We start from the raw sequence: 22,924 nt of genomic DNA on the forward strand, positions 1-22,924 counted from the left end.
GTGGGGGATGAGCTGATGGCAGGCATCAGCAGGCCGCGAGTGTCAGGGAGCGAGCCACTCACGGGACTTGGCGGTCTTCATGACGCCGGAGGGCGCGATCGGGGCGCCCGACGATGTCCGTCGGGACGGAACCCTTCTCCTTGATCGCGCCGCGGCCCGGAACACCGCAGCGCGATCAAGGTTCGCCGGAAAGCGGATCACGAAGGTCGGTCCGTGTCAGAGGCTGAAGACGAGCTCGGCCTGGTCGCGCTTGGTGGTGTGCAGGTCCCAGTAGACGGGGGAGATCTCCTCGGGCTGGGCCGTCGGGAAGCCGGGGACGGCCGGCGTGCCGATCGACACGTCGATGCCGACGTGGGCGGCCTGGATGCCGGTGCCGTCCAGTTCCTTGTGCAGGTTGACCGCCCAGTTGCGCAGGGCCGCGGCGGCGGCGTTGACGTTGCCGACCTGCGGCACGGGATCGATGGAGCCGGCGCCGGTGGTGTAGAGCAGGGTGCCTGCCCCGGCCTCCCGCATCGCGGGCAGCACCGCCTTGGTGGCGGCGATCGCCCCATACAGCTGGAACTCGATCTCGTGCTGTATGTGGGCCGGTTCGGTCTCGGCCGGGGTGGTCAGAGCAGTGGATCCGAAGGTCCCCACCGGGGAGTACTCCAGGACGTCGATTCCGCCGAACTTCTCGGCGGCGTCCTTGAGTACCTGGGTGAGCGCGTCACGGTCGAGCACGTCTGCGGGGAACGCGGCGGCGGTGATGTCCTCGCCGGTCAGGGTGCCGACGAGCCCGTCGAGCTTCTCGCGGTTGCGGGAGATCAGAGCGACATCGAAGCCCTGGGAGCCGAAGGTGCGGGCGATGGCCAGACCCAGCTGCGGGCCGGCTCCGACGATGGCGATGCTGGTCACGGCAAAGTCCTTTCAGGACGAGATGGCGGGGGAAGGCATAGATCCGGATAGGTTTATCCGTTTCTTGATTCGGATAGCCCTTACCGGTTTGCTGCCACCACGGTACCACGGAACTGGATAGGGCGATCCGATTGCCCGTCGCGTGGTGTGAGTCCTGGAGCCAGGGGACCGGAGAAGCTGATCGGCGTTCCTATGAGGCGCCATGTGGACTACGCGGCCAGTTCCTCAAAGACGGTGCGCCCCGCAGAGCGAGCTCTGTGGTCCGATGGTGCTGAGGCGGCGCCTCAAGCGGGCCGGTTACCCGCATTCGACTGGCGGTCCTGGAGCGGGGAGTGGGCGGACTCCCTGCAGGACGGCGAGACGACGGTGCAGCTTGTGCTTCGCCGCCCTGTAGTCCGGTCCTTCGGGGTGGGCTCCTGATCAAGGCCGCATCGGGGATGGTGAGGCCGAGACCGTCGGCGGCGAGCGCAACATAGACCATGATCGCCGGTTAGCCAAACCGGCGATGATGGCGACCATTGAAGGTGTGCATCCGGCCGGACTCAGCGAGGGAGCCGTACCGGACAAGGTGGACCGAGCCGCCGGCTCCTGAGGGAGCGAGCGGTCCTGTCGCCTGCTGCCCTGCTGACCGTGGTGCCTTTCGCTGAGCGCAGCGGCGTCTGTGCCTTCGTGAAAGGGTGTCACGCTTTTGAGGAGAGTGAGTAATCCTGTCCGTCCCGTTCAAGAAGCTTCCTCCGAATGCGAAGGGGCAGGTTCGGTATCGGTTTGTGGTCGATGTCGGGACCGATCCCGTTACCGGGAAGCGCAAGCAGTTGACCCGTACCTTCGGCACGTTGAGGGAAGCGAAGGCCGAGTACGCCCGCATCACGAACCGCCGTTACGAGGGGGCGTTCGTCGAGCCCAACAAGATCACGGTGAACGAATGGCTCGATCAGTGGCTCGCCAAGAAGGCCGAAGACCTGGAAGAGACGACCATCTACAGCTACACGATGACCCTGGGCCGTGTCCGGGGGAAGCTCGGGCACCTCCGGCTCCAGGAACTGACCGAGGACCACGTCGAGGCGTGGATGAGGTGGGCGCTTGAGGATGGCCGCGTTCGTGGTGGCAAGACGGGCACGGGTCTCGGGGTGACCTCGGTGGAGATGTCCCTGGCGCGGCTGAAGGAGGCACTGAACCGGGCAGTGGCCCGGCGCCTGGTTGCCGCGAACGTCGCCCACGAGGTCACGATCCCTCGGAAAGTGCGAAAGGCGGAGCGCAGGGCCAAGGCGGTGGTCCAGCCCTGGAACCTTGAGGAGGTTCATGCCTTCGTGCGTGCGGTGAAGGACGACCGCCTCTACGGCCCTCTCCTTCTCTGTCTGATGGGCCTGCGGCCGGCGGAGATCTGCGGCATGCGCTGGGCCGATGTCGACCTGCCCAAGGCAACCCTGACTGTCGCCAACACGCGAACGGTGATGGGGAACAAGACCGTGGTGGAGAAGGACACGAAATCTCTCGCCGGTGAACGGCAGCTTCCCCTGCCCGATCTGGTCCGGGAGGCCCTGAAGTGCTTCAGGGCCCTGCACGTGGCCGACAAGCTGGCGGCGGGGGAGAGGTATGAGGACAGCGGGTACGTGCTCGTGGACGAACTCGGCAGGGCACTCAACGGGCGGCAGCTGCGCGAGCGGGCGTACAAGGTCATGGACGAGCACGGGCTGCGGCGGGTCCGCTTGTACGACGCTCGCGCGAGTTGCTTCACATACCTCGCGAACAACGGGGTGCCGGATCACCTCCTGGCCCGGTGGGCAGGGCACACCAACGTCAAGACCACGAAGCGCTGGTATGTGAAGCCGGATGTGGAGGATCTTCGTCCGGCAGCGGATACCTGGGGAGGTCTCGCGAGCGACCCGGCCCCCGCTCACGAAGAGAGTGTGAGATGTGGGAGCGTGAGCGGGTGAGTGAGAAGAACGTCGAAACCTTGCAATACCGCTTTGACGGGCCAGAACAGGCTCCGGTCCTGGTCTTGGGATGCTCCCTCGGTGCTACATGGCACAGGTGGTAGAAGCCGTCTTCTGGCGTCCATGTGGTCCAGGATGAGGCCGTTCACGTGGGTGTGGCCTGTGTGGTTCAGGTGCGTCGAGGCTGTTCGTGACAGCGATGTGACACGCGAGGGTCATTGAGGCCCCTGCCGGCCTGATGCTGGCAGGGGCCTCGTCGTTCCTCGGCGGTGGGGTCTGATCCCCTGCTCTCGCGTTCAGGCCGCACCGTTCGCGAAGCGGCCTGAACGAAGATGTCGTGCAGTGCCGCCTTTAGTGCATCGTGGGCAAGGTGAATCGCAGCCGCAGCGCGTTGCCCACCAGGCGGTACCCCGCGAGCCCGGGTGCTCCGAAAGGGTTGGGCAATGGTGTGATGTGGCGGCGGGCGCCGTCCAGCACATGGGAGACGTACACGATGAAGTACGTCTCGTCAGGCTTGAGGGCGCGTGCCCGGTCGACCTCGGACTCGCCCAACTGAATTTCGCCGTCGGCGCCGGTGGACGCTTTGACCTCGAAGTACAGGGTCCGCTCCGGGGTGGTGATCCGGAAGTCATAGCCGAGCCGGTCGTCCCCGATGCCATCTGGATAGACGTGCGAACGCAGTCCGGAGCGCCACGACTCCTGCTCAGGCACTTCATAGTGGCGGTGCAGCCACGCGCCGACGACCTTTTCCCCGGCGAGGCCGATGGCCAGTTTCGTCGCGGGATCCACAGGAGCCACCGTGTAGCCCTCACTGCTTTCGCCGCGCTCCCTCCGGGCCCGGGGGATTGTAGGCGGCAGCGATGCCAACGGCGTCGGCGAGACGGCAAGTTGGTCCTCGGTTACATCGCTTGCCACCTCGCAGGCCAGCGTGCGCAGGTCGTCCCGGCCGATGGGCAGGCGCTTTCCGCTGAGCACCACATGAGGGCCTGCGGCGAGCGGCCACGCACCTGTTCCGGGACCCGCCGGCACGCTTTGTCCGGCCGCCCGGGATTGGTCCAAGGCCAAGTCGGCGGAGCGGTGGGTGAGGGGCATGCCGTCAGGCCAGTAGCCGTGGTCGCTCAACCAGCGCGTCAGCCGCTGCTTGCGCAGCCGCTCGAAATCGAGGAGCCCCTGCGCGTCCATAGCCCGCGCGACCTCCTCGACGGAGGGGAGTCCGTGCGCCTGTCCGCCGCCTCCATGGAGGCGTACCCAGGTGTCTATGAGAGTGCGCAGCCGCGGAAGCTGGTCGTGCAGGACTCCCATGCACACGTCACGGAGCTCGGCGACCGGCCGCGTAGAGGCGCCATCCTTGGTCGCCCGCTTGCTCTGCGCGGGGGACGGGGCGGGCAGGTGAGCACGGGCCCATGCTTCCGCGTGCGTACGCAAGACATCGGTTGGCACGTCCCAATAGAGGTCGAGCCACTCCGGTGCTGCCTCAAGACCGGGTAGCTCGCGTAGCCCGACGTATGACTCAAGCGGCGATCCGGCTCGATACGCGGGAACGAACGTATCGCGTACACGATCGACGAGGTCGGCCCGGTTGTGCTGCAGCCAGTGCGCGAACTGGCGTGTGTGACCTGCCCTGTTGTGCACGGACGGTAGGTCGAGGTCCCGCCACGCACGATTGGCGTCGGCCAACTTGACGCCGAGTGCGGTGAGTCTGCGCTGCCAGTCGTCGTCATCTATGAGGCGCATTAGCGTCCGGGTGGTTTTGGGGTTCACTCGTGAGGCCAGCCAGTCGTGGAGCTGCGCGCGATCGTGGAATGTCTCCTGCTGGCGTTGTAGATCCTCAGCGTGTGCGGGATCCACACAGGCCAGGAGCGGGACGAGGCGAGCGCTGCCGGAGCGTACAGAGGACCGGTCGGAGAGCACGGCCTCCAGCTTGCCCACGGGGACGCGCAGGACGTCTGCGAGGTCCACGTCGGCGACGTCTCCCGGCTTGGCGCATCGCTGCGCTAGCTTGAAGAGGGCCAGTTGAAGACGTTCTCCAAGTACCGGAGCTCCGACGAGGGCGGCCACTGCGGGGGCTGCGTGCTGCAGGATCTCCCACTCCGGAGCCTGATCACCGTCGGGGTGGACTGTCACGACGAGCCCCCGTTCTGGTGTCCCCTGAAACAGCGACCGCTCCGCCGTCTCGCTGGGCACGACGTGACCGTCGACGTACTGCACTGTGCGCGTGGCCCGCACGAGCCGACAGGCGCCGATCCGCCGCATGATCAGAGCGGGTGAGACATCCGTGAGCCGCAGGGCCCGCTCGGCATCGAACTCGACGAGCCCCGCCACCAGCGTGGCCAGCCAGGGCCCCGCAACCTCCGTCAGTAGGCCACCGGAGGCATCGTTCAAGGGCAGTCCGTCCGCTAGGACCTCCACGACGGCTGCACTGGTCCGGCGGGTGGGGAAGGAAGTTCGGCGACGCAGATAGGAGTTGACGCGGTCCGCGAGGGCGCCGGCACCGATCGGCAGCACGGGGACAGCGACGGCATCGAGTAGCCTGCGCTCGATGGCACCCTGATCGTCGGCGACGTAGATGGTCTCTGCCTTGTGGTCCTCTTCTGGGGCAGGACCCTCCTCCGGTGCTGCTTCGTTCTGCTCCGCCATCTGTTCCCGTTCCGTCCGCCCTCCGACCGCTGCGAGCGCGTCCTCACACGAGACCACAAGGTCGGTCATCTCCCCGAAGCCCGTGGGCCCCGGCCCGTGCGCAGGCAGTAGGTCGCCCCACGCCTTCTCGTTCGCCTTGCGGACCAGATGGCCGAGCCGCCCGTGCCGCAGGCTCGGCGTTGACAACACCAGCTCGGCCAGGTGATCGAGCCGGGCGAGCGCGGATTCCGGATCGTCCCAACTGCGCACGCCCAGCAGGGCAAGGCGCACGCGGACCCGATCCGTGGCCCGCGCGCGCAGGGAGGCGGGCGCCGTGGCGAGGTATTCGGGCGCCGCACCCTCGCCCGACCACCACCATGCACTGCTCGCATCCGCGAACCGGGACGTGGCGGTCTGCCCGTCCGCGGGACGAGGATCTTGCTGCGGGATCCAGGGCGCTTGGGCGAGGAACCCCGCCAGCGGCGTCGGCCAGCGCGTGCCGTTTCGATCGGAACCGCCGGTGTAGGTCGTCTCCAGGACAGTGTCGGGCCAGGAGCCGAGCCCGTGCAGAATCAGCTCCGCGTACAGCTTGCGGCTGTCGTCGTCGAACGACTCGTAGTCGCTCTGGCCGGGCAGCGTGCACAGCGGCTGTTGCGGGCGGTAGGACACCGTGCTGTAGAGCCCACGCTGATGGTTCGTCCAACGGACTGCTGTCCGACGCCAGTTACGCAGCTCCTGTCGCGTCAGCGGGACGCTGGGGAACCCGGAGAAGCTGTAGGGAGAGTTGAGGATGCTGCCTTTCAGGGAGTCGGACGTCATGTTCACCGCATGTTGGCGAGGCCGCAGCCCGTGGCTGACGCCCTGTCGCTCCAGGAACCGCTGCAGCGTGCCGACATCGACGCTGGTCTCGTCGCCTGGCTCGAGGATCTCCTCCGGTGGCTCGATGACCTGCCCCGCGAGTCGCGCCAATTCGTCCGACCCGGCCGATTCCCTGGCGAGGAAGCGCACCAAAGTGTCGTCAACGTGTCGCTGAGTGCCTGGCCAGCCTGGGCCGAACATCGCGGTGCCCAGCGTGATCCAGCCGTCCCGCGCGGGCCCTAGCAGTCCGCTCACACGCAGGCCGCCCCCTCCCGACTCCGCGAGGCTTGCCGCCCACACGGTACACGCGTACTTCAGATACACGCGCAGCGCACCGTCGTCCCCCCGCTCCCTGCCCATGGCCTCGGCCACCACGTCGAGGACCGCCTGGGGCGCATACGGGCGCACCAGCTCCTGCTGCTCCAGCCAGCGCAACCCTTGCGTGCGACGCGTGGCCCGCTTCCCGGACCAGAGCAGGCCGCCGTGCGCGAAGCGGAGGTGCTCCGCGAGCCGCTCGGGCACCGGCGCCGCGGTGGCGCCGGCCGTATCCGTGGCCGGGGGAGCAGTCATACGTGCGGCTGCCGACTCCACCGGCCGCGGTACGAACACCCCCGTGCCCCCGGCTGGCAGCAACTCCCCGCCGGTGCCGAGGATGATCTGCTTGCCGCGCAGCGCACGGCCGCCGTCCGTGAGGCAGAGGGACAGGTCGGCATAGAAATCCGCCCAGGTGTCCAGCCCCACACGGTCGGCGTGCAACGCCAGAGCGAGCCGCTCCGCCCAGTCCGCGAGCCCGTCGGGACGCGGACCGAAGCGCAGCCCGAACCGTCGGCCGAGATCCTCCAGACGCCGCAGCCGCGTTGAGTGGAGCCCCGGATCGATGAGGTCCTTGACGCCCGCCGTGGCCAGCGCCTGCGGAGTGAACACCCTTGCCTTCCCGGGCTTCTGCCATGCGAAGGCGCCAGCGAGCGAGGTGTGGTCTCCGGCCGGATGAAGCACCGGCAGGAACGCGACCTTTTCGAGCGACTGGCCCAGCATCCGTATCGCGGACTGCAGCCGGTGCACCTGCGCCGGGCTCCAGCAGAACAGGTCGACGAGCGCAGCCGACGGAATCCGCCTCCGTGTGCCTGCGGGCAACAGCGCCGCCAGCGCGCAGGCGCGGGCCACCGCGTCGAGCAGCAGCGCGTTCCACGGCACAGTTTCGGAGAACGACCGGCGCTCGAAGGTGGTGAAGAACGGCGCGTTAACAAACCCGGGCACCGGACAGGGCGCCTCGTCCGCCATCGGCAAGAACGCGTACAGCCGCCCGGCGTCCAAAGGGTCGCCCGCCGGAACGGCCACGCTGACCTCCGCCGGGCCCCGCCATGTGGACCAGACTTTGCTCATCACCCGCGCGTCGACGGCTCGCTCGATCGCTTCGCGGGCCGTGGCCTCGTCCACCTGGGTGTGCACCACAACGAGACGCATACGACGCCGCAGCACCACCTCCTGCACACGCAGCCCCTCCGCCGAGATGAGGGTGCGGACCTTCCTCTCGTACGTCTCCGGGCGGGTCCGCCTCTTGTCGGTGCCGCCACGGCGCGCCATGGTCACCTTGGCTACGCGGTGCAGGAACAGCTCGAAGGGCGCCTGAGGAGCAGTGAGTTCGGCGAGCTGACGCTCGACCTCGGCGCGCGCCTGCGCCGAGCGCAGCGGCAGTCGGATGACGGTCACGAAGCCCCGGCGCCGGAACGACCGGACGCTCTCCGGAACGTCGTCCACTGGAACCGGCAGCTTCAAGGAGCTGACTCCATCGCGCAGTTGCTGTGCCGCCGACGGATTGTCCGGCGCCACTTGTTCGGCGATCCAGTCGAAGTCGGCGGGTTGGGCGAAGCGGAAGCAAAAACCGTCAAAGGTGCGCGCGTTTTGCCGGGACACGCTGTATACCTCGGGAGCAACGGTGAGCTGGAGGACGCTCTTGAAGCCGATGCCTTTGTGCCCGATGCCTTCGTCAGGACGCTTGGGTGACAGGCCGACCGTGCAGACCCCCTTGAAGTCCTCGTCGCTGAACGACCGCCCTCTGTTGGCCACATGAAGGACGCCGTGATCGCCCTCGTCCTCGCACAACAGGAACTCGATCTGGCCGTCGCGCCGCTTCGCCGGATGTGCGTCGTGCGCGTTCTGCAGTAGCTCGATCAAGACGCGGCCCTCATACCCAGGCGTGATCATCTCGTCGACGAGCGCCTTGAGTTCACGGGCGGTGGACCGCCCGCTCTCCACATCTGTGAGATAGCCCCGTGCCTCAACGAGACTCTGCCTCAGGATGAGGTCCCGCCATGACATCCCCACAACCCTTGGCCCTCCTGCTCCCCGCGCGATCCAACGCGTACGACGAGGCTAGCGGCGGCTACTGACAAGCGTTCGTACGACTGCGCGACCGGCGCGGCCCGAACCCGTTTGCCGCGAGTGGCGCGCACGATCCGCCAGGCGACTCGAGGGCTTACTTCCTGGGGGAGGGCGGGCAGATGCCGCCGTCGTTGGTTGCCTAGTTCCCTGACGCTTGCACGGCCTTCGTGCACGCTCGCCCCGAGGAGCTGCTGTGCCCTGACTGTCAGCGCGGGGCCGTGTTGTCATGTCCGATGTCGCCGAGTGCCCGGTAGGATCCCCGCGCGTAGAGGACGTGGTGGGACTGGCCGGAGGCGCCTTGGCGCAACTTCGTGGCCGCTTGGTCGTCGAGGAGCAACTCCTTCTTCCCCGTGGGGGCACGCCCGCGACGGCCGGCCTTGGTGCACACGACCTGCCACATTCAGCTCATGGCATAGGTGTTGAGGCGGGCACGCGTGAGCGCCACGTACAGGGCACGATGGTCCTCCCGTGCAGGGTCGAGGCCGTGCGCCAGGGCCGAGGCGTCTGCCGGGCTCAGCTTGACGGCTACCGTGTTCCACTCTCGCCCTTTGGACTGGTGACAGGTAAGGCCAGGTCTCAACTGGTCGTCTGTGAGCCGAAGTTGTAGACGCTCCAGTGCGCGGAGCGGCTTGCGCGCGAGCTGTGTCGTAGCGATCCTCGGAATGAGGTCCGCGAGACTGACAGTCAGTCTCTGCCACACCAAGGCCGGTTGGTGACCGTCCTTGAGGTCAGCCACCGCGGCCTGCAGGCAGGGGCGGATCGTTGTCGCTAGCGCCTCCTTGTCCAGCCCGAGCGTGACCAGAGCATCGTGCAGAAATACTGCCTGTGTGCCCAGCGCATTCTGTGCGATCTCATTGAGGAGCAGGGTGCAGATCGCCTCTTGAACCTGACCGACACCGGGCTTGATGGCGAGGGGCAGGACGCGCGGATCGCACTCCCATAGTGCCTTCCACTTGAGTGCGAGGACCATGTCGGCATCGCGGGCAGAACCGGCCGGCAGCGTGACGGGCACGCGTCGTCGCAGGCGCCGCGTAAGCCATGCCTGTCTGTCGGTTCCCCACCGAAAGGAGTCGTCCAGGTAGTGCGTGGAGAAGCCGTTCTCCCTTATGTATGCCGCCATAGCAGCGGGACGGGCGCCTCTGAACTGGTAGAGGGCCTGCCACGGATCGCCGACCAAGGTGAGAGAGCTGGACGCTGACGCAGCGAGTGAGAAGATGTCCCGGTCCAGATCGTTGGCGTCGAACACCTCATCAACCGTCAACGAGCGCACCGAGGTCTCGAAGTACGAGATCAGTGCTCGGCGTGCGGGACCAGCTGTGAGGGCCTCTTGAAGAACCTCCCGTACGTTGTCATGGGTACATGCGCCAGCGGAGACCGCTTCCTTGAAGTGCATGGCTGATGGGTGGCTCGAGGTCTGGGGCTCGTTGACGGTTTTTATGACGACGTGGCCGCCGTCGACCCGTAGAACGGGCTTTATGCGGCTGGGTTTTGTCGGGAGGGCTGTCCGCCATGAGTCCAACACGTCAATTTCCGTGTGTCCTCCTGGCCAGTGCAGAACGCCTTCATTGAGCAGGTGGAAGAGTAGGTCGCGCAGAAGGGTGTCCAGGGTCACGATGCGGTGCGGCCAGCGCAGTGATGCCGACCCCCACTGCCGGGCGACGCGCGTTCGTAGTTCCTCGGTGGCTGACCTGGTGAAGCTGACCGCTACGACCGCGCGTGCGTCGGTGGGGGCGGCAAAGCGGTGCAGGCCGAATCGCAGGGCCGACACGGTGGTCTTTCCGGAGCCGGGTGCCGCTTCGACGTAGACGCGGCTGTGCGGGCTGCCACTTGCGGTGAGCTGCTGTCGTGTCAGTGCGTGAAGCCCTGTGCTGGATCTAGGCATTGTGCTGTCCGTGTGGCCAGGGCCCGGGTATCCGCACGTGTGTGGGCCAGCCTCCTGGCTGGCGACCTGTCGTCTGGTTCTGCCGGATTGGACGTGAGCGCAGAAGATCGTCCCAGTTCTGGGTTTCCTGCGCTTCGCCTGCCGCGGCCTCGAACTCGTGCTCTGCGTCGATGGGCTCGTCTTCTGGCCAGTACGCCGGGTCGTCGAGATCGCCATCCCATTCGATGTCGTCTGGCAACTTGTCCCAGATGTTGTCGGGAGCGAGCCACCCGGGCGGCTCCATGGCGGCATCTTCGGATGGCAGATCGCCGGTGGTGTCTGGGGCAGCGGCCGGATACAGGAAGTCGAAGAGGTCCTCGAGGTGCTCGGGGACCGTCACGAGGGAAAGGCCGTCGGCCGCCTCGCCGTCGGTGTCGTTGGCTTCCCGGAGCACCGCGGCGAGAGCGAGGGCGAACTCGGCCTTACGCCGTGCACCCCGGCCTTCCTTGACTGCTTCCTCGCCGTTCTTTCCTGCTCTTCGGCTGGCGAAGTAGGACCGGACGCTGTCGACGGTGACTTCAGCCAATGGATGGTTTGGGTCGACCGCTTGTTGGGCTTCCGCGACAAGGTCCTCGTTGCCCGGAGTGATCGCCGGCTCGAGGGTGGGATGACTGATGAAAACCTGGACTACGGACCTATCGTGCTCTGCAGCCCACTTGGGCATGTCGCGACCGCTGTCGAAGGGAAAGTCGCTGTCGCTGTCACGGAGGATGGCCAGCTTCGTGCACAGCTCCTTGCCCGGTGTCGCCAGGAGATGGGCGGCCCACTGGCCGACTTTGGTGCCCATCGGGACGATGCTCAGGGCATCAATGAAGGCTTGCTTCGCTTCGTCGTCGCCTGCCCAGGCCCGGCCGAACTCGCGCACCACCGCGCCCTCGGTAACTCCTTCAACTAGGAGCAGGCGTTCGGCGAAGAGAGCCGATGAACGACTCGCGTCGAGGTGCAGTCTGGCCATGCGGAGCGTGGCATCGCGATGCTGGGACGGGACCACGTCCTTGACGCAGCGGCTCACACTTCCATGGTCGGTGCGACGCACGACGACGAGCTCCGTGGGGTCGCACGCTGTGATGATGTCAGTCGCGTGACTGGTGAGGATCACCTGTAGCTCGGGGCGCGCCTTGACGGTTCTGCGCAGGTAACGGACCAACGAGTGCTGCAGCTGAGGGTGGAGATGGGCTTCAGGCTCCTCGATGATGACCGTTGCGTGAAACGGAGCCGTGGAGAAGAAGGAGTCTTCCTCGGAGGCCGCCTCAGCATGCGCTTGAGCCAAGTTCTCGAACGCTTGCCGCGCCTGCTCCTCCTCGGACTGGGATTCGTGATCGCTGCTCTCCGGTGGGTCCGCGGAGGCGAGGGGGACCTCTGTTGAATCAGGTATCGCAGCCAACGTCACTGCAATATGAAGCAGGTTGACGTACCCAAGGCCAGAAACTTCCAGAGGACGGGCTGCGGAACGGCCTTCGATCACGGCGAGCATGATCTCCAGCACGCGGGCGAGATAGGTGTCGTCGATGACCTGGCCGCGCACGTAGGGCCATTGTGGGCTCACGCCAGCCGACAGTCTGCCCAGCTGCTCGCCGATGCGGGCCTCAACGGCTTCGATCAGGCTGTCCTTGGCTAGATCCTCCAATAGTCGGGAGGCACGGGCCCGTAGAGCCACCAGGTTGCGGCTGCCATGGAGTTCCTGCTGCCGTGCGCGTAGCAGCTCCACCAATATGCGCACCTCGCGGCGCGCCAGTTCGTCCAGTGGATGACGCCAGGCGGGAAGATAGATGAGCTTGAACTGGTCGATCCTCCGGGCGAGGCCGTGGCTGCTTGTCAGGCGCGAGGTGACTGTCCCCAGTTGTCGGTGCAGGGAGACACTCCAGGATTCAGCTTCTCCACCGGGCCGCCTGTGCCCTGTGGTGTGCATCTCGCGGCCGAGGCGCCCCTCGGCTTGGAGGTCGTCGGCCAGGTTGTACGTGATGTCGATGCTGCGCTCGACGCCGGCATCAGGGGATGCCAGCGCGGCTGAAGTCGGCCTCGGGAGCACCGGAAACCGGTTCCCTGGGTGCGCGAGGTAGAGCGCGTCTGTGAGTGTGGTCTTGCCCGCGCCGTTCGGCCCGATCATCACACTGAACCTGCCCGGAAGGTCGCAGCTCATTGGCATCTCTGCGCTCGCGCGCAGACCGCTCACCTTGACGCGACTCAGATACATGGCAGGCCCCCCGATCGACTCCGTCACTCTGTCAACATCATCGCTCAGCGGTGCGCTGCGCTGTTCCCCTCTGGAACGCTGTGCCACCCAGGGCGGATTTCCGAACCAATTGCCCGCTGCGCGCTTGGTTTCCAGCGTTACGTGCCGCTTGTGTCGATCAGCCACTGATGATGCGCCAACTTTTGCATCACCCGATACTGAGAGCTGCCGATCTGAACTGGGATGCCGTCACAGGGGCTGTCGTGACAGATGTTGCCCCCGTCGGCTTGTCTCGGTGGGGGTTCTGCCCGCGGGGCCGATGGCGCCGCGCGTGTCGGCCTCGGCTTGGGAGTCCGGCCTGTGGGCACTTCCTCGGTTCGGCCACTTCAACAGGGGTCCGGAAGGGGTGAGAACGGCTGACTTGGTTGAGCCCTGCGGTCGTCGGGACGCAGTGGAAATGGAATGAGAATGGCCCGCGGAGCGACCTACGATCGTCTGTCATGGGTGTATACGCGAGCCGGAATCGGACGGATGCGGCGCCGAAGCGGGCGGCCGAGCCACAGGCCGAGTTCTTCGAGAGGGTCGCCGGTCCGTTCTGGGACCAGGTTCGGGATGTGATCAACGAATGGTGGTCGTGCTTCCCTGACCAGGCTCAACCCGGCCTGCTCAGCCGGCTGCGGGACCGAAATTCCGACACGAACGTCTACTCTGCGCTGTGGGAGTTGTACCTGCACGAGATGTTGCTCGGTTCCGGTTGCAGCGTGGAGGTTGAGCGGCAAACGGGAACAGGTGGCTATAAACCCGACTTCCTGGTTACGCGCGGCAACGAGCAGTTCGTCGTCGAGGCGATCTGGAAGGCTCAGAAGCGCGACGCTGGGTCTTACTTGCTCCCACCGCAGTTGAGCGATGCCATCGATCGCTTGCCGAGTCCGAACTTCTTCGTATCGTGCGAACTCCATAGCGCCGGTACGGCAACGCCGCCGCAGAGACGGCTGAAGTCCGGGCTGACGCGATGGCTTGCAAGCTTGGACCCCGACCAGGTGATCGCCGACCATGAGCGCAAGGTGCCGCTTCCCAGTCACACTTGGCAAGAGGCTGGCTGGTGCCTCACGTTTCAAGCGATCCCCCGCAGCCCAGGCAAACGTGGCAATCCATCCAGCAGGACAATCGGCGTCTACCCTTCGGCATGGGCGGTCGAGGACGGGTCGGAGCGAGTGCTCGACGCCGTCACACGCAAGGGTGGGAAGTATGGTGACCTGGAGCTGCCATTCATCGTGGCGGTAGGCCATGCAGCCGACTTCCCCGAAGATGAGGACATTGAGAGAGCGCTGTACGGGAGTACGGTCGAGTACGCCTACGACAGCGGATCGACCTTCAGCCGAAAGCCCGATGGCTACTGGACTGCCACCTACGACCATGCCCACAGCCGTGTCAGCGGCGTGCTCGTCGTGAACAACCCAGCCCCCTGGACCTGGACGAAGAACACTCCCGTTCTCTGGCAAAGCCCGGATCCCGCCTCGCTTCCTGTCCCCGTCTTCCCTACCTGGGCAACCGCGCAACTGGCTGGGATCCAGGTCGAGCGCCAGCCCGCGAATCGCTCCGTCCACACTGCTCTCGGTCTGCCGGAACGCTGGCCGACCGGCGACGCCTTCCCCCGGAGTGACCCGAGATGACGGCAGCGGCACCGTCCGCCTCGACAGCGGCACCCCGGTGAGATCACCTCATGCACACGGCAGCGTTCGTTGAGGGCCTCTGCGTGGACCGGGGAGGCCGCTCGACCGGGTTCCGGGAGCATCCGTCGTGCACCGGGTGGACGCCCTGATCGGCCAGCCGACGCTGTGCCGCATCCGAACGAAGTGGCCTGCGGCCCGGGCCGAAGGCTGGGAGGTGGATTTGGCTTACGGGCGGGTTTTCGCCCGCCGGGCCGAGCTTTAGGCTGCGACCGCTCCGAAATCTGGCGATCTTTTGGAGGGTGTGCAGGATGAACCGAGCTCTCATGACCGCATTGGCGGCAGCAGCGTTGGTCGTGTCCGGGGGCAGCACCACCGCCTCCGCTCACGCGGCCCCGCCGCGAACCACGCACGGTCCTTGCCAGTACACCCAGACCCCGGACGAGCCGGCGGCGCGGCGGGTTCCCCTCCCGCCCGACCCGCGGCACACCCCCGGTCACGGCACGGTCGGTATGGCTGTCCGGACCAGCCAGGGCCCGCTCCCGCTGAGTCTGGACCGGGCGAAGGCGCCGTGCACGGTCCAGAGCTTCGTGCACCTGTCGCGGCACCGGTTCTACGACCGTACGGTGTGCCATCGGCTGACGGCGTATCCGACGCTGAAGGTCCTGCAGTGTGGCGACCCGACCGGCACTGGCGAGGGTGGGCCGGGGTACGCGTACAAGGACGAGCTGCCGGTGGACCTGCCGCCGGCACCGAGCGATCCGACCGGCGTCCGTCGCCTTTACGGGCGCGGTTTGCTGGCGATGGCCAACGCCGGGCCGAACACGAACGGTTCGCAGTTCTTCGTCGTCTACGGCGATTCCGCGCTGCGACCGGACTACACGGTGTTTGGCACGGTCGGTGACGCCGGCCTGAAGACGCTCGACAAGATCGCTGCTGGTGGTATCGAGCCAACTACGCAGGACCCGGCGCTTGTCGACGGCACGCCCGTGCTGCGGACCGAGCTGCTCAGCGTCCGGCCGTCCTGCCGGCCCTGATGAACTGCATTGCGGTCACCGCGGGTTCAGCGTGCCTGGTCTCACGGTGATGTGAAGGAGCTGTTGCCGACGTCCGCCCAGGTGACGTCGCCGATGCAGTCGTAGAAGGTGACCGGGTCAGCTGGGAGGCGGTTCACATTTAGGCCAGGCCACCGCCGTTCGAGCCGATGACCACTTGCCCTCCTAGGATCTTCGTGGAGCGACTTCTGGGAGCGGAGTATGGTGCGGGCCCTACGCCGCAGAGGACTGGTTCACGTGGCTGGCACGGTGGCGCCCGCTGCGGCGCGAGCGTGGTTCGGCAAACGCGGCGGACGCCGTACGGCGAGCGCTGAGCAGCGGGCCGCAAGCCGCCTCCGTTCGCGACGTCGTGCAGGACTGGTGGCGCGATCAGGCCCCGGCCACCGGCGTCACGGTCCGCGACGACATGCGTCAGGAGGTCTTCCGCCCGCTCCCCATCCACCTCGGCGCGCTGGACGAGACTCTGAAGTGGGGCGGCGAAGCCGCCGAGGCGGCCGATACCCGCATCGACGTCGAGCTGACGGTTCAGCACGGCACGCTGCACGTCTGGCTTGGCCTCGGCAGGGTGGACGTCCGGGCGGCTTGCGATGATTTCGCCCGCCTGCCGTCGCACACCCTTCCGTACACCGACTGCCTGGTCGGTGACGACCATGTACTGCTGCGCCTGCACGGCGATCTCGAGACAGATCCCCTTCATCCCTTGGCCGCCGCAGGCATGGATGCCTACGCCTCCGGGCCGAAGGACCGGCGACGGCTCATTGAGCAAGTCGCTGACGGGCCGGGAAGCACAGGGCAAGCAGCCGTATTCGTGAGCCCGTAACGCGAGCCGGGCCACGTTCTTCGCTCCGCTTCAGCGTGGCAAGGGCGTGACAGGTGCCGCTCATTCGCTTTCGTCGTTGGTGACGGTCTCGAAAATGGTGTCGGCACAGGCATTGTCACGGCTGATCGTCAGCGAGCGCTGGATGCGGTCGGGCCTGACTGTCAGTGGTGCCGCATACCCTGAATGAGCACCTCAGTCGGCTACTTGTCGACGGGCCGTGTCCAGTAAGGAGGGTGGGGCGATGGCTGATCGCAAGACTGTGACGCGCCAGACGTTCATCGGTGAGAAGGGCATCGCCCTGATCGAGCGACGCTGCCTGGAGATGGGCCACCTCTTCCATCCCCGGCGCGTCGATCACGGCATCGACGGACACATCGATCTGGTCGACCCCGACAGCCGTGCCGTGCTGAACCTGACCCTGCTGGTCCAGAGCAAAGCGCAGGACCGACGCTTCTCTGGCGAGACGGACGACGGCTTCCACTACCTCTGCGACCAGCGCGATCTTGATCACTGGCTGTCCGGCAACTCGCCGGTCATCCTGGTCTTTTCCCACCCCGAGAGTCATGAGGCGTGGTGGGTGGAGGTCAAGGCGGCGTTCCCGGACGCGGTCAGCCGTGCTGCCCGTCGCGTGGACATCGACAAGCACACCCAGCGCTTCGACCGGGACGCCGCCCAGGCACTGCTGCGCTTGGCGATGCCGCGGACGACGGGCCTGTACCTGCGGCCCGCGTCGATCACCGAAGTGCTGACCACGAACCTGCTGCCCGTCATCGAGATGCCGCCGACCGTGCATCTGGCCCCGACGGCCTTCACTGACTACCGCGCGGCCGGTGGCGCACTGGAGACGCAGGGCCGGCGTGAGTCCGGTTGGATCCTGCGGGACAACCTGGTCCTGTCGTTCCACGACCTGCGGGACTCGCCTTTGCGGGTGCTCTGCGACGGAGATCCCGAGCGGCACGAGACCAGAGAGTGGGCGGACAGCGACGACCTCGACACCCAGCACCGCTTCGCTGACCTGCTCTCCCGGACCGTTCAGGGCTCCTATCCGGAACTGCGGTGGCACAAGGACCGCAAGCACATGCACTTTCGCGCGACCTCGCACCTGGGGCCTCGCAAGGCGGGCAAGGGACCCGGATCACGCGGCCGGACCGTGTTCGGTCCGCACACCTCGAAGTCCGACCCACAGCGCGTCGGCTACTACCACCACGCTGCACTGCGCACGAGATTCCGGCGCCTGGACGGTGTCTGGTATTGCCAGCTGGAACCGGACTACTGCTTCACCACCGACGGGTACACCGAATACCCTTTCGCCGACCGGCTCCTGGCGGGGATCAAACGTCTCGACCGGCATCCGGCGGTCCGAGGCTGGACCCGCATGTGGGCCAACTACCTGCGCCAGGAAGCCGACTTGTTTACGGAAGCACGGCCCGTCCAGTTCGGCGAGCTGGCCACCATGACGGTCGAGCGCGGTATCGACGACCTGTTGTGGGGGCCGGCGCCGTCCGGGGCCGCACCGGAGGACGACCAGGACACGTCCGCTGGAGGCCAGGAAAGTCTGGACGCTGTACTGGCTGTCGCGGATGCGGACACCCAGGATCTCCTCAGCCTGCTCAAGGACGGCGAGAGCGACGAGGGCGCTCCTCGGCGAAGAAGCCCTGGAAGCAAAGCCAGGTCTGCAGGGCTGCGGACGCCCCGTCAGGGACGGGCGAGCGGTGCGAGGCGAGGCCGGTGATCAGCTCGGTGATCCTTGACGAACCAGAACTGGAATTCGGCGGAGCGGCCCGGCACATCGATCCACGGTTCGGGATCACGAACTACGGCCCCGCCGATCTCGGCGCGGCCGACGCGCCCAGGGCGATCCGCGTCGGCCTGGTCGGTCCTGCGGACCAACTCGACGGGCTGCGCCGATGGCTGGAGCGCTGCCGGGAACCCATCGCGGCCAAGGACGAGAAGTACCCGCATCTCTTCCCGGAATTCCCCGGCTGCGACACCGACCGCGGTCTGCACACCACCCTTGTCTTCAGCGACCGCAACACGCGGGCGATCAGCAGCCGCGACCTGCGCGCCATCGAGACCGCCGGCCAGCCGGCAGCCCTGACCAAGGCCGTGAGCATTTACGCGGAAGAGATCAGGACCCTGGCTGACGAGAACCGTGTCGACGTCCTCCTGGTCGCCAGACCCGAGCAGCTCATCGACACCGCCGGCCGATCAGCCCGCGGCCCGAAGGAGGCCGACGAGCTTCCAGCCCGGGACGCGCTCGACGAGCCGCCCCCGGCCCAGTTCGCCAACTTCCACGACCTGCTCAAAGCCCGGCTGCTGCACCTGCGCCAGCCCATCCAGATCATCCGACGCAGCACCTGGGACGAAGCCACCCGGCCTCCCGAGGGTCACAGTCGCCAGGACGAGGCCAGCCGGGCCTGGAACCTGCACGTCGCCCTCTACTACAAGGCCGGTGGAGTCCCGTGGCGCCTCCTGCGCAGTCCCGCTGACCTCACGACCTGCTACGTCGGTGTCGCCTTCTACCGCAGCGACGACGGGAGCTCTCTGAGCACCTCCGTCGCGCAGGTATTCAACGAACGCGGGGACGGCGTGATCGTGCGCGGAGGGCCGGCGAGGATCAGCCGCACCGACCGCCAGCCCCACCTGGCCCGCGCCGACGCGCACGCCCTCCTGGTCCACGCCCTGGACGCCTACCGGCGCGAGCACCACACCGCACCCGCGCGCATCGTGCTGCACAAGACCTCGGCCTTCACCGACGACGAGGCAGGCGGCTTCCAAGATGCCGCGGACGAACGGTTCATCGACACGCTGGAGATGAGCTGGATCACCAGCAGCGAAGGAGCCGCAGCCTTCCGTCCCGGAGACGCACCGCCCCTGCGCGGCACCCTCGTCACCCTCGGCGAACGCGAACTCGCGCTGTACGCCACCGGCAGCATCGAGTTCTACCGAACCTACCCCGGCATGTACATTCCGCGCCCGATCGGCATCAGGCCCGTGACCCCCACCCGCAACCCCCGCGAACTGGCCGCCGAAGTCCTCGCCCTGACCAAGATGAACTGGAACCAGACCCGCCTCGACGGGCGCCTCCCCGTCACCCTGCGCACGGCCAACCAGGTCAAATCCGTCCTGCGCTTCTGCCCGCCCGACCAGGCTGTCGCCACCCGCTACGCCCACTACATGTAGTCAGCCGACCGGGCGATTCGCTTTCCGCTGGCCGGGCCCGCACGCCGATCCGTTCCGGCGCGTCGCACGCCCGTGGTGCGGGTGCGCGGCCGGTCCTGGCGCGCTGGTCGATCGCCGCCATGTGCTGCTACCGGCCGGGCGACTCCTCCCGGTTGATCTACCGGCTGCGCCAGCACCGCAAGCACCGGGGTGCAGTACGCAACAGCCTCGCTTGGGCCGACTACCGCGACCTGGTCCTGCGCCCCACATCTAGCTCAAAGCCCCTATCGTCCTGATCTGGGACGACCTCAACACCCGTCGGTCCGCCGGGATGCGCGAGTACGCGAACAAACTCGACTGGTTCGCTATTGCCCAATTACCCTCCTACGCACCAGATCTGAAACCGGTGTAGGTGTCTGGTCGCTGTTAAGGCGCGGTCCGCTGGCCAACACCGCCTTCACCGACGACGACCATCTCGAACGCACCCTCCGCTGGGGTCTGCGTCATATTCAGCTCCGCCCAGACCTGAGCGGCGGGTGTCTTGCCGGCACTGGACTCAAGCTCACGCATCAGCCGACAACACTCCGAAGAGTTCAGTGACTCAGACACCAGGGGGCAAGTAACTCGCCGGTACTGGTCAGGGCCGTCACGCTCCGCCCATACGATCGACCCCACACGGACGTTGAGGGGGATGCATGAACCCGATAGCGCGGAGCCCGTTTGGCCCCGCAGCAGAGCAGCACTGCAACATCAAGGCCCATGCTGAGCTGGCGTTGCTCGACGAGAACGTTAAGAACCTGTCCAAGGCACTCGTGGAGGAATACAGGAAGGAGACCGCGAAGTACCAGCACCTTGCTGAAATGGAAAGGGACGCGCGCCGCGAGGCCGAGACTAGGGCAAGGTCCTACGCCAAAGTGATCGACCAGCATGATGACCTCAAAGCGAAACTCGAATCGATGATCCCTGACTTGGTGCAGGAAGTGCAGCACCTGCCGAAGGAACCCGAGGTCGCTGAGTTGGAAGCTCAGCTCAGGGCGGCGGAGAAGGAGCGGGGCAGCCTCGCCGAGCTGCTCAGAGCTGCAGAGGAGGAGCGAGACACAGCCCTGCGCGCCCGTGACACTGCCATCGCACGCCTGCGACCCCGGCAGGAGGACGGCATTGTGGTGGGAGACGCGGAGGCCCTCCAGCTGAGGTTGGATGCACCCACCCTTTGCGGCGTCCTCGAACAAGCGAAGCATTATTGCACGCTGCTCGTGATCACCGCTGACCCTGACGAGGCCGAACGGCTGGAGCACCATCAAAAGGCGTCGCTCTGGAGGAATCGCCTTGCAGACGCCCTCGCGATGATCCAGACGTACGCCGAGGATAAGAATCTGACCAGGGCGCGCGGCCGCGGGGCGGGCCCTGACTTCGCCAACCTGAGGGCGTACTGCGGCAGCCGCCCATCCCCGTTGCTCTCACCAGTCAAGGTGATTCTGAACGAGGGGAAGTTCGCCAGCAGCAGCCCTCGCGGCAAGGCTGACAGGAGACTCCGGGTCCCCGAGGACATCGACCCGTCGGGATACGCGGCAATGCTGGAACACATCCGCATCGGCGACGGAGCGCCACCTGCACCGCGCTTGCACTACCTCGATGACACGGATCAAAGCGGCCTGATCGTCGTGGGATTCTTCGGTGAACACCTGCACAACGCCAGCACCAACTAACAGGGGAGACCAGAAAAACAGGCCCCGAACTCCCCTCTGCTCCCAAACGCAAGGTAGCCGTCAGGGACTCAGCGAGCGGGATCTGCGATTTCGGCTGGCGGGGCACAGTCTCCTGTCGAGGTGTCCGTAGGCCGAGGACCAGGGCGCTCCCAACAGGTATGCGATCTGCTGGACGGTCTTCTCCCGGGCGTCGTAGAGCTGCTGGGCGAGCTTGGCCTGGTCGGGAGTGAGCTTGGGCCCGGGCTCCCGGACCGGCCGCGGGCCCTCGCGGAGGCGAGCCCGTCGTTGGTGTTCGTCACGATCAGCTCGCGCTGGGGCCCGGCGAGCACGGACAACATCCCGAAAATCGCCTGCCCTTCGATAGTGGAGATGACGATGCTGCCCTGCTCGATGACGTGCAGAACTCGCCAGCCCGCTGGCTGGGCTGGACCCGCGATCGGCAATCGACCACGCGCGCGGAAGCTGGTGGACGTATGTGGGCGGCGCTGCACTGCCGTGCTGGAAGGCCGGAGGCAGGGCCAACGCGAGCGAGTCGGTGTCAGGGACGGGGCCGATACTCGGGTGGTTTATCAGGTGAGAGGGTGTCAGTGTGAAGGAGTTGCAGAACGGCATAACCCGCCTACTGCCCGACGTAGTCAAGGCGGAGCTTGAACCAGAGAGCTGCCCGACCTGGTTGCGGCGGCCAGGGCGGACCGAGTGCGTCGGCATGTGGGAGACGGTCGCGGCCATCTACGGAGCGCTCACTGGGCTGGTCCTGCCGGAGCAGGCCCCTTCTCGCGAGCGGCGGAGCCTGGACGTCCTGCTGACCTACGAGAACGGGCAGCAGCAGATCCTGGAGGTTGACGAGAAGCAGCACTTCACCGCTGCCCGCGCTCTGACTCTGGAGTACTACCCGGCAGGCGTGAAGCTCGGCTTCGACGCCGCTCGATGGTTGGCCCGCTCGCAGGCTTTGACCGGGCGTGAACCCGGCGGCGGCTTCGGCAAGTCAAAGCCGCCGTTGTTCCCTGGCGAGGGCGGGCGCCATCGGCAACGCGCCTTCCGGGACGCACTGGCGGATCTGCTGCCGCCCGTGCACGGCTGGCTCCCGACCGTCCGGATCAGCGATACGGAGGTCACTGCCATCGCCGCTGCACCGGATCCGGTCTCGTCGCTCAGGACACTGCTTGTTGAACGCGGGGTACCGGCTGCGTGTCTCGCCTCTGAGTGAGACGGCGCGGCGGCCCCCGCCGTTCAATGGCAGAAGCGAAGCGCCCGGCCGGCTCATCTGCCGGCCGGGCGCACTGCTGCCGCCTTTGAGACGACGAAGCCCGCCGGAAAACTCCGGCGGGGCGTCTGCGCACGGCGGGCTACGACGGCGTGCAGTGTCCGGCGAGGGCACCGTTGTACTCCGGCTCTCCGCTTTCCAGGACGCGGAGCAAGGATGCGGTGACGACACGTGTTGTACGGCCGATCCGTAGCACGCGGCACGGGAACTCCCCGCGACGCACCAGGTCGTAGCCTTTCGCCCGAGAGAACCCCAACGCTCTGGAGGCGTCTTGCACGCTCCCCGTTCCGTCCCAGGTGGCGCGGATGTGCGTTGGGCTGTAGCGGGTGCCTTGCACCTCGTTGGTCTGTCCGTGCAATTCGGATTCTCCGATTGTTAAGACGGTGCTTGCGGATCACGGTGCCGACCCGGAAATTGACTAAACAACAAGTGACGTAAGTGAGGTCACCTGCATTGCGGGGCTGCGGCT

General features: G+C 66.7%; 14 protein-coding genes and 2 pseudogenes. 10 read left to right on the forward strand and 6 right to left on the reverse strand.

What is annotated here, in order from left to right; all coding sequences use genetic code 11:
• Positions 1-216 precede the first annotated feature (216 nt).
• A complete protein-coding gene (locus OG562_RS34425) occupies positions 217-894 on the reverse strand; it encodes an SDR family oxidoreductase (RefSeq protein WP_266405038.1) in 678 nt (225 codons plus the stop codon).
• Between the two features lie 767 nt (positions 895-1,661).
• On the opposite strand from OG562_RS34425, the gene OG562_RS34430 reads away from it, so the two are divergent.
• A complete protein-coding gene (locus tag OG562_RS34430; protein WP_266405039.1) occupies positions 1,662-2,828 on the forward strand; it encodes a site-specific integrase in 1,167 nt (388 codons plus the stop codon).
• A pseudogene (locus OG562_RS34435) lies at positions 2,807-2,929 on the forward strand (3-oxoadipate enol-lactone hydrolase); the annotation flags it as partial. The gene OG562_RS34430 and the pseudogene OG562_RS34435, both read left to right, overlap by 22 nt.
• A gap of 250 nt (positions 2,930-3,179) precedes the next feature.
• Here OG562_RS34435 and OG562_RS34440 read toward each other — a convergent pair.
• The 4 genes from OG562_RS34440 to OG562_RS34455 form a co-directional block, all read right to left on the reverse strand.
• Complete coding sequence (locus OG562_RS34440) at positions 3,180-8,558, reverse strand: sacsin N-terminal ATP-binding-like domain-containing protein (protein ID WP_266405042.1); 5,379 nt, start codon at positions 8,556-8,558, stop codon at positions 3,180-3,182.
• 331 nt (positions 8,559-8,889) lie between these two features.
• Positions 8,890-9,084 (reverse strand): hypothetical protein, encoded by a 195-nt coding sequence (locus OG562_RS34445; RefSeq protein ID WP_266405045.1) that lies wholly within the window; start codon positions 9,082-9,084, stop codon positions 8,890-8,892.
• Positions 9,085-10,566, reverse strand: coding sequence for a UvrD-helicase domain-containing protein (locus OG562_RS34450; protein WP_266405048.1), 1,482 nt, complete (start codon positions 10,564-10,566; stop codon positions 9,085-9,087).
• The gene (locus tag OG562_RS34455) at positions 10,559-12,826 is read right to left on the reverse strand and encodes an ATP-dependent endonuclease (RefSeq protein ID WP_266405050.1); all 2,268 of its coding nucleotides are present in this window, start codon (positions 12,824-12,826) and stop codon (positions 10,559-10,561) included. The genes OG562_RS34450 and OG562_RS34455 overlap by 8 nt, the downstream gene beginning before the upstream one ends.
• Before the next feature lie 452 nt (positions 12,827-13,278).
• On the opposite strand from OG562_RS34455, the gene OG562_RS34460 reads away from it, so the two are divergent.
• The 8 genes and pseudogenes from OG562_RS34460 (at position 13,279) to OG562_RS34495 (ending at position 22,398) form a co-directional block, all read left to right on the forward strand.
• Entirely contained in the window at positions 13,279-14,451 is a 1,173-nt protein-coding gene (locus tag OG562_RS34460) for a hypothetical protein (RefSeq protein WP_266405053.1), read from the forward strand.
• Between the two features lie 509 nt (positions 14,452-14,960).
• Complete coding sequence (locus OG562_RS34465) at positions 14,961-15,485, forward strand: peptidylprolyl isomerase (protein ID WP_266405056.1); 525 nt, start codon at positions 14,961-14,963, stop codon at positions 15,483-15,485.
• A 367-nt stretch (positions 15,486-15,852) separates the two neighbouring features.
• Positions 15,853-16,323, forward strand: a complete 471-nt coding sequence (locus OG562_RS34470; RefSeq protein ID WP_266405059.1) for a hypothetical protein — start codon at positions 15,853-15,855, stop codon at positions 16,321-16,323.
• 241 nt (positions 16,324-16,564) lie between these two features.
• Positions 16,565-18,055, forward strand: coding sequence for a DUF4365 domain-containing protein (locus tag OG562_RS34475; protein WP_266405062.1), 1,491 nt, complete (start codon positions 16,565-16,567; stop codon positions 18,053-18,055).
• Positions 18,052-19,506 carry a hypothetical protein gene (locus OG562_RS34480; protein ID WP_266405065.1) on the forward strand — a complete coding sequence of 485 codons (1,455 nt, stop codon included), beginning with the start codon at positions 18,052-18,054 and terminating at the stop codon, positions 19,504-19,506. The genes OG562_RS34475 and OG562_RS34480 overlap by 4 nt, the downstream gene beginning before the upstream one ends.
• A 27-nt stretch (positions 19,507-19,533) precedes the next feature.
• Positions 19,534-20,085: pseudogene (locus tag OG562_RS34485) on the forward strand (transposase).
• A 95-nt stretch (positions 20,086-20,180) separates the two neighbouring features.
• A complete protein-coding gene (locus OG562_RS34490; protein ID WP_266405068.1) occupies positions 20,181-21,191 on the forward strand; it encodes a hypothetical protein in 1,011 nt (336 codons plus the stop codon).
• A gap of 589 nt (positions 21,192-21,780) precedes the next feature.
• Positions 21,781-22,398, forward strand: a complete 618-nt coding sequence (locus OG562_RS34495; RefSeq protein WP_266405071.1) for a hypothetical protein — start codon at positions 21,781-21,783, stop codon at positions 22,396-22,398.
• A 139-nt stretch (positions 22,399-22,537) separates the two neighbouring features.
• On the opposite strand, the gene OG562_RS34500 is transcribed toward OG562_RS34495, so the two are convergent.
• The gene (locus OG562_RS34500) at positions 22,538-22,792 is read right to left on the reverse strand and encodes a helix-turn-helix domain-containing protein (protein WP_107105032.1); all 255 of its coding nucleotides are present in this window, start codon (positions 22,790-22,792) and stop codon (positions 22,538-22,540) included.
• Positions 22,793-22,924: the final 132 nt, after the last annotated feature.

The sequence above is a fragment of the Streptomyces sp. NBC_01275 genome (assembly GCF_026340655.1).
Taxonomy (GTDB): Bacteria; Actinomycetota; Actinomycetes; order Streptomycetales; family Streptomycetaceae; genus Streptomyces.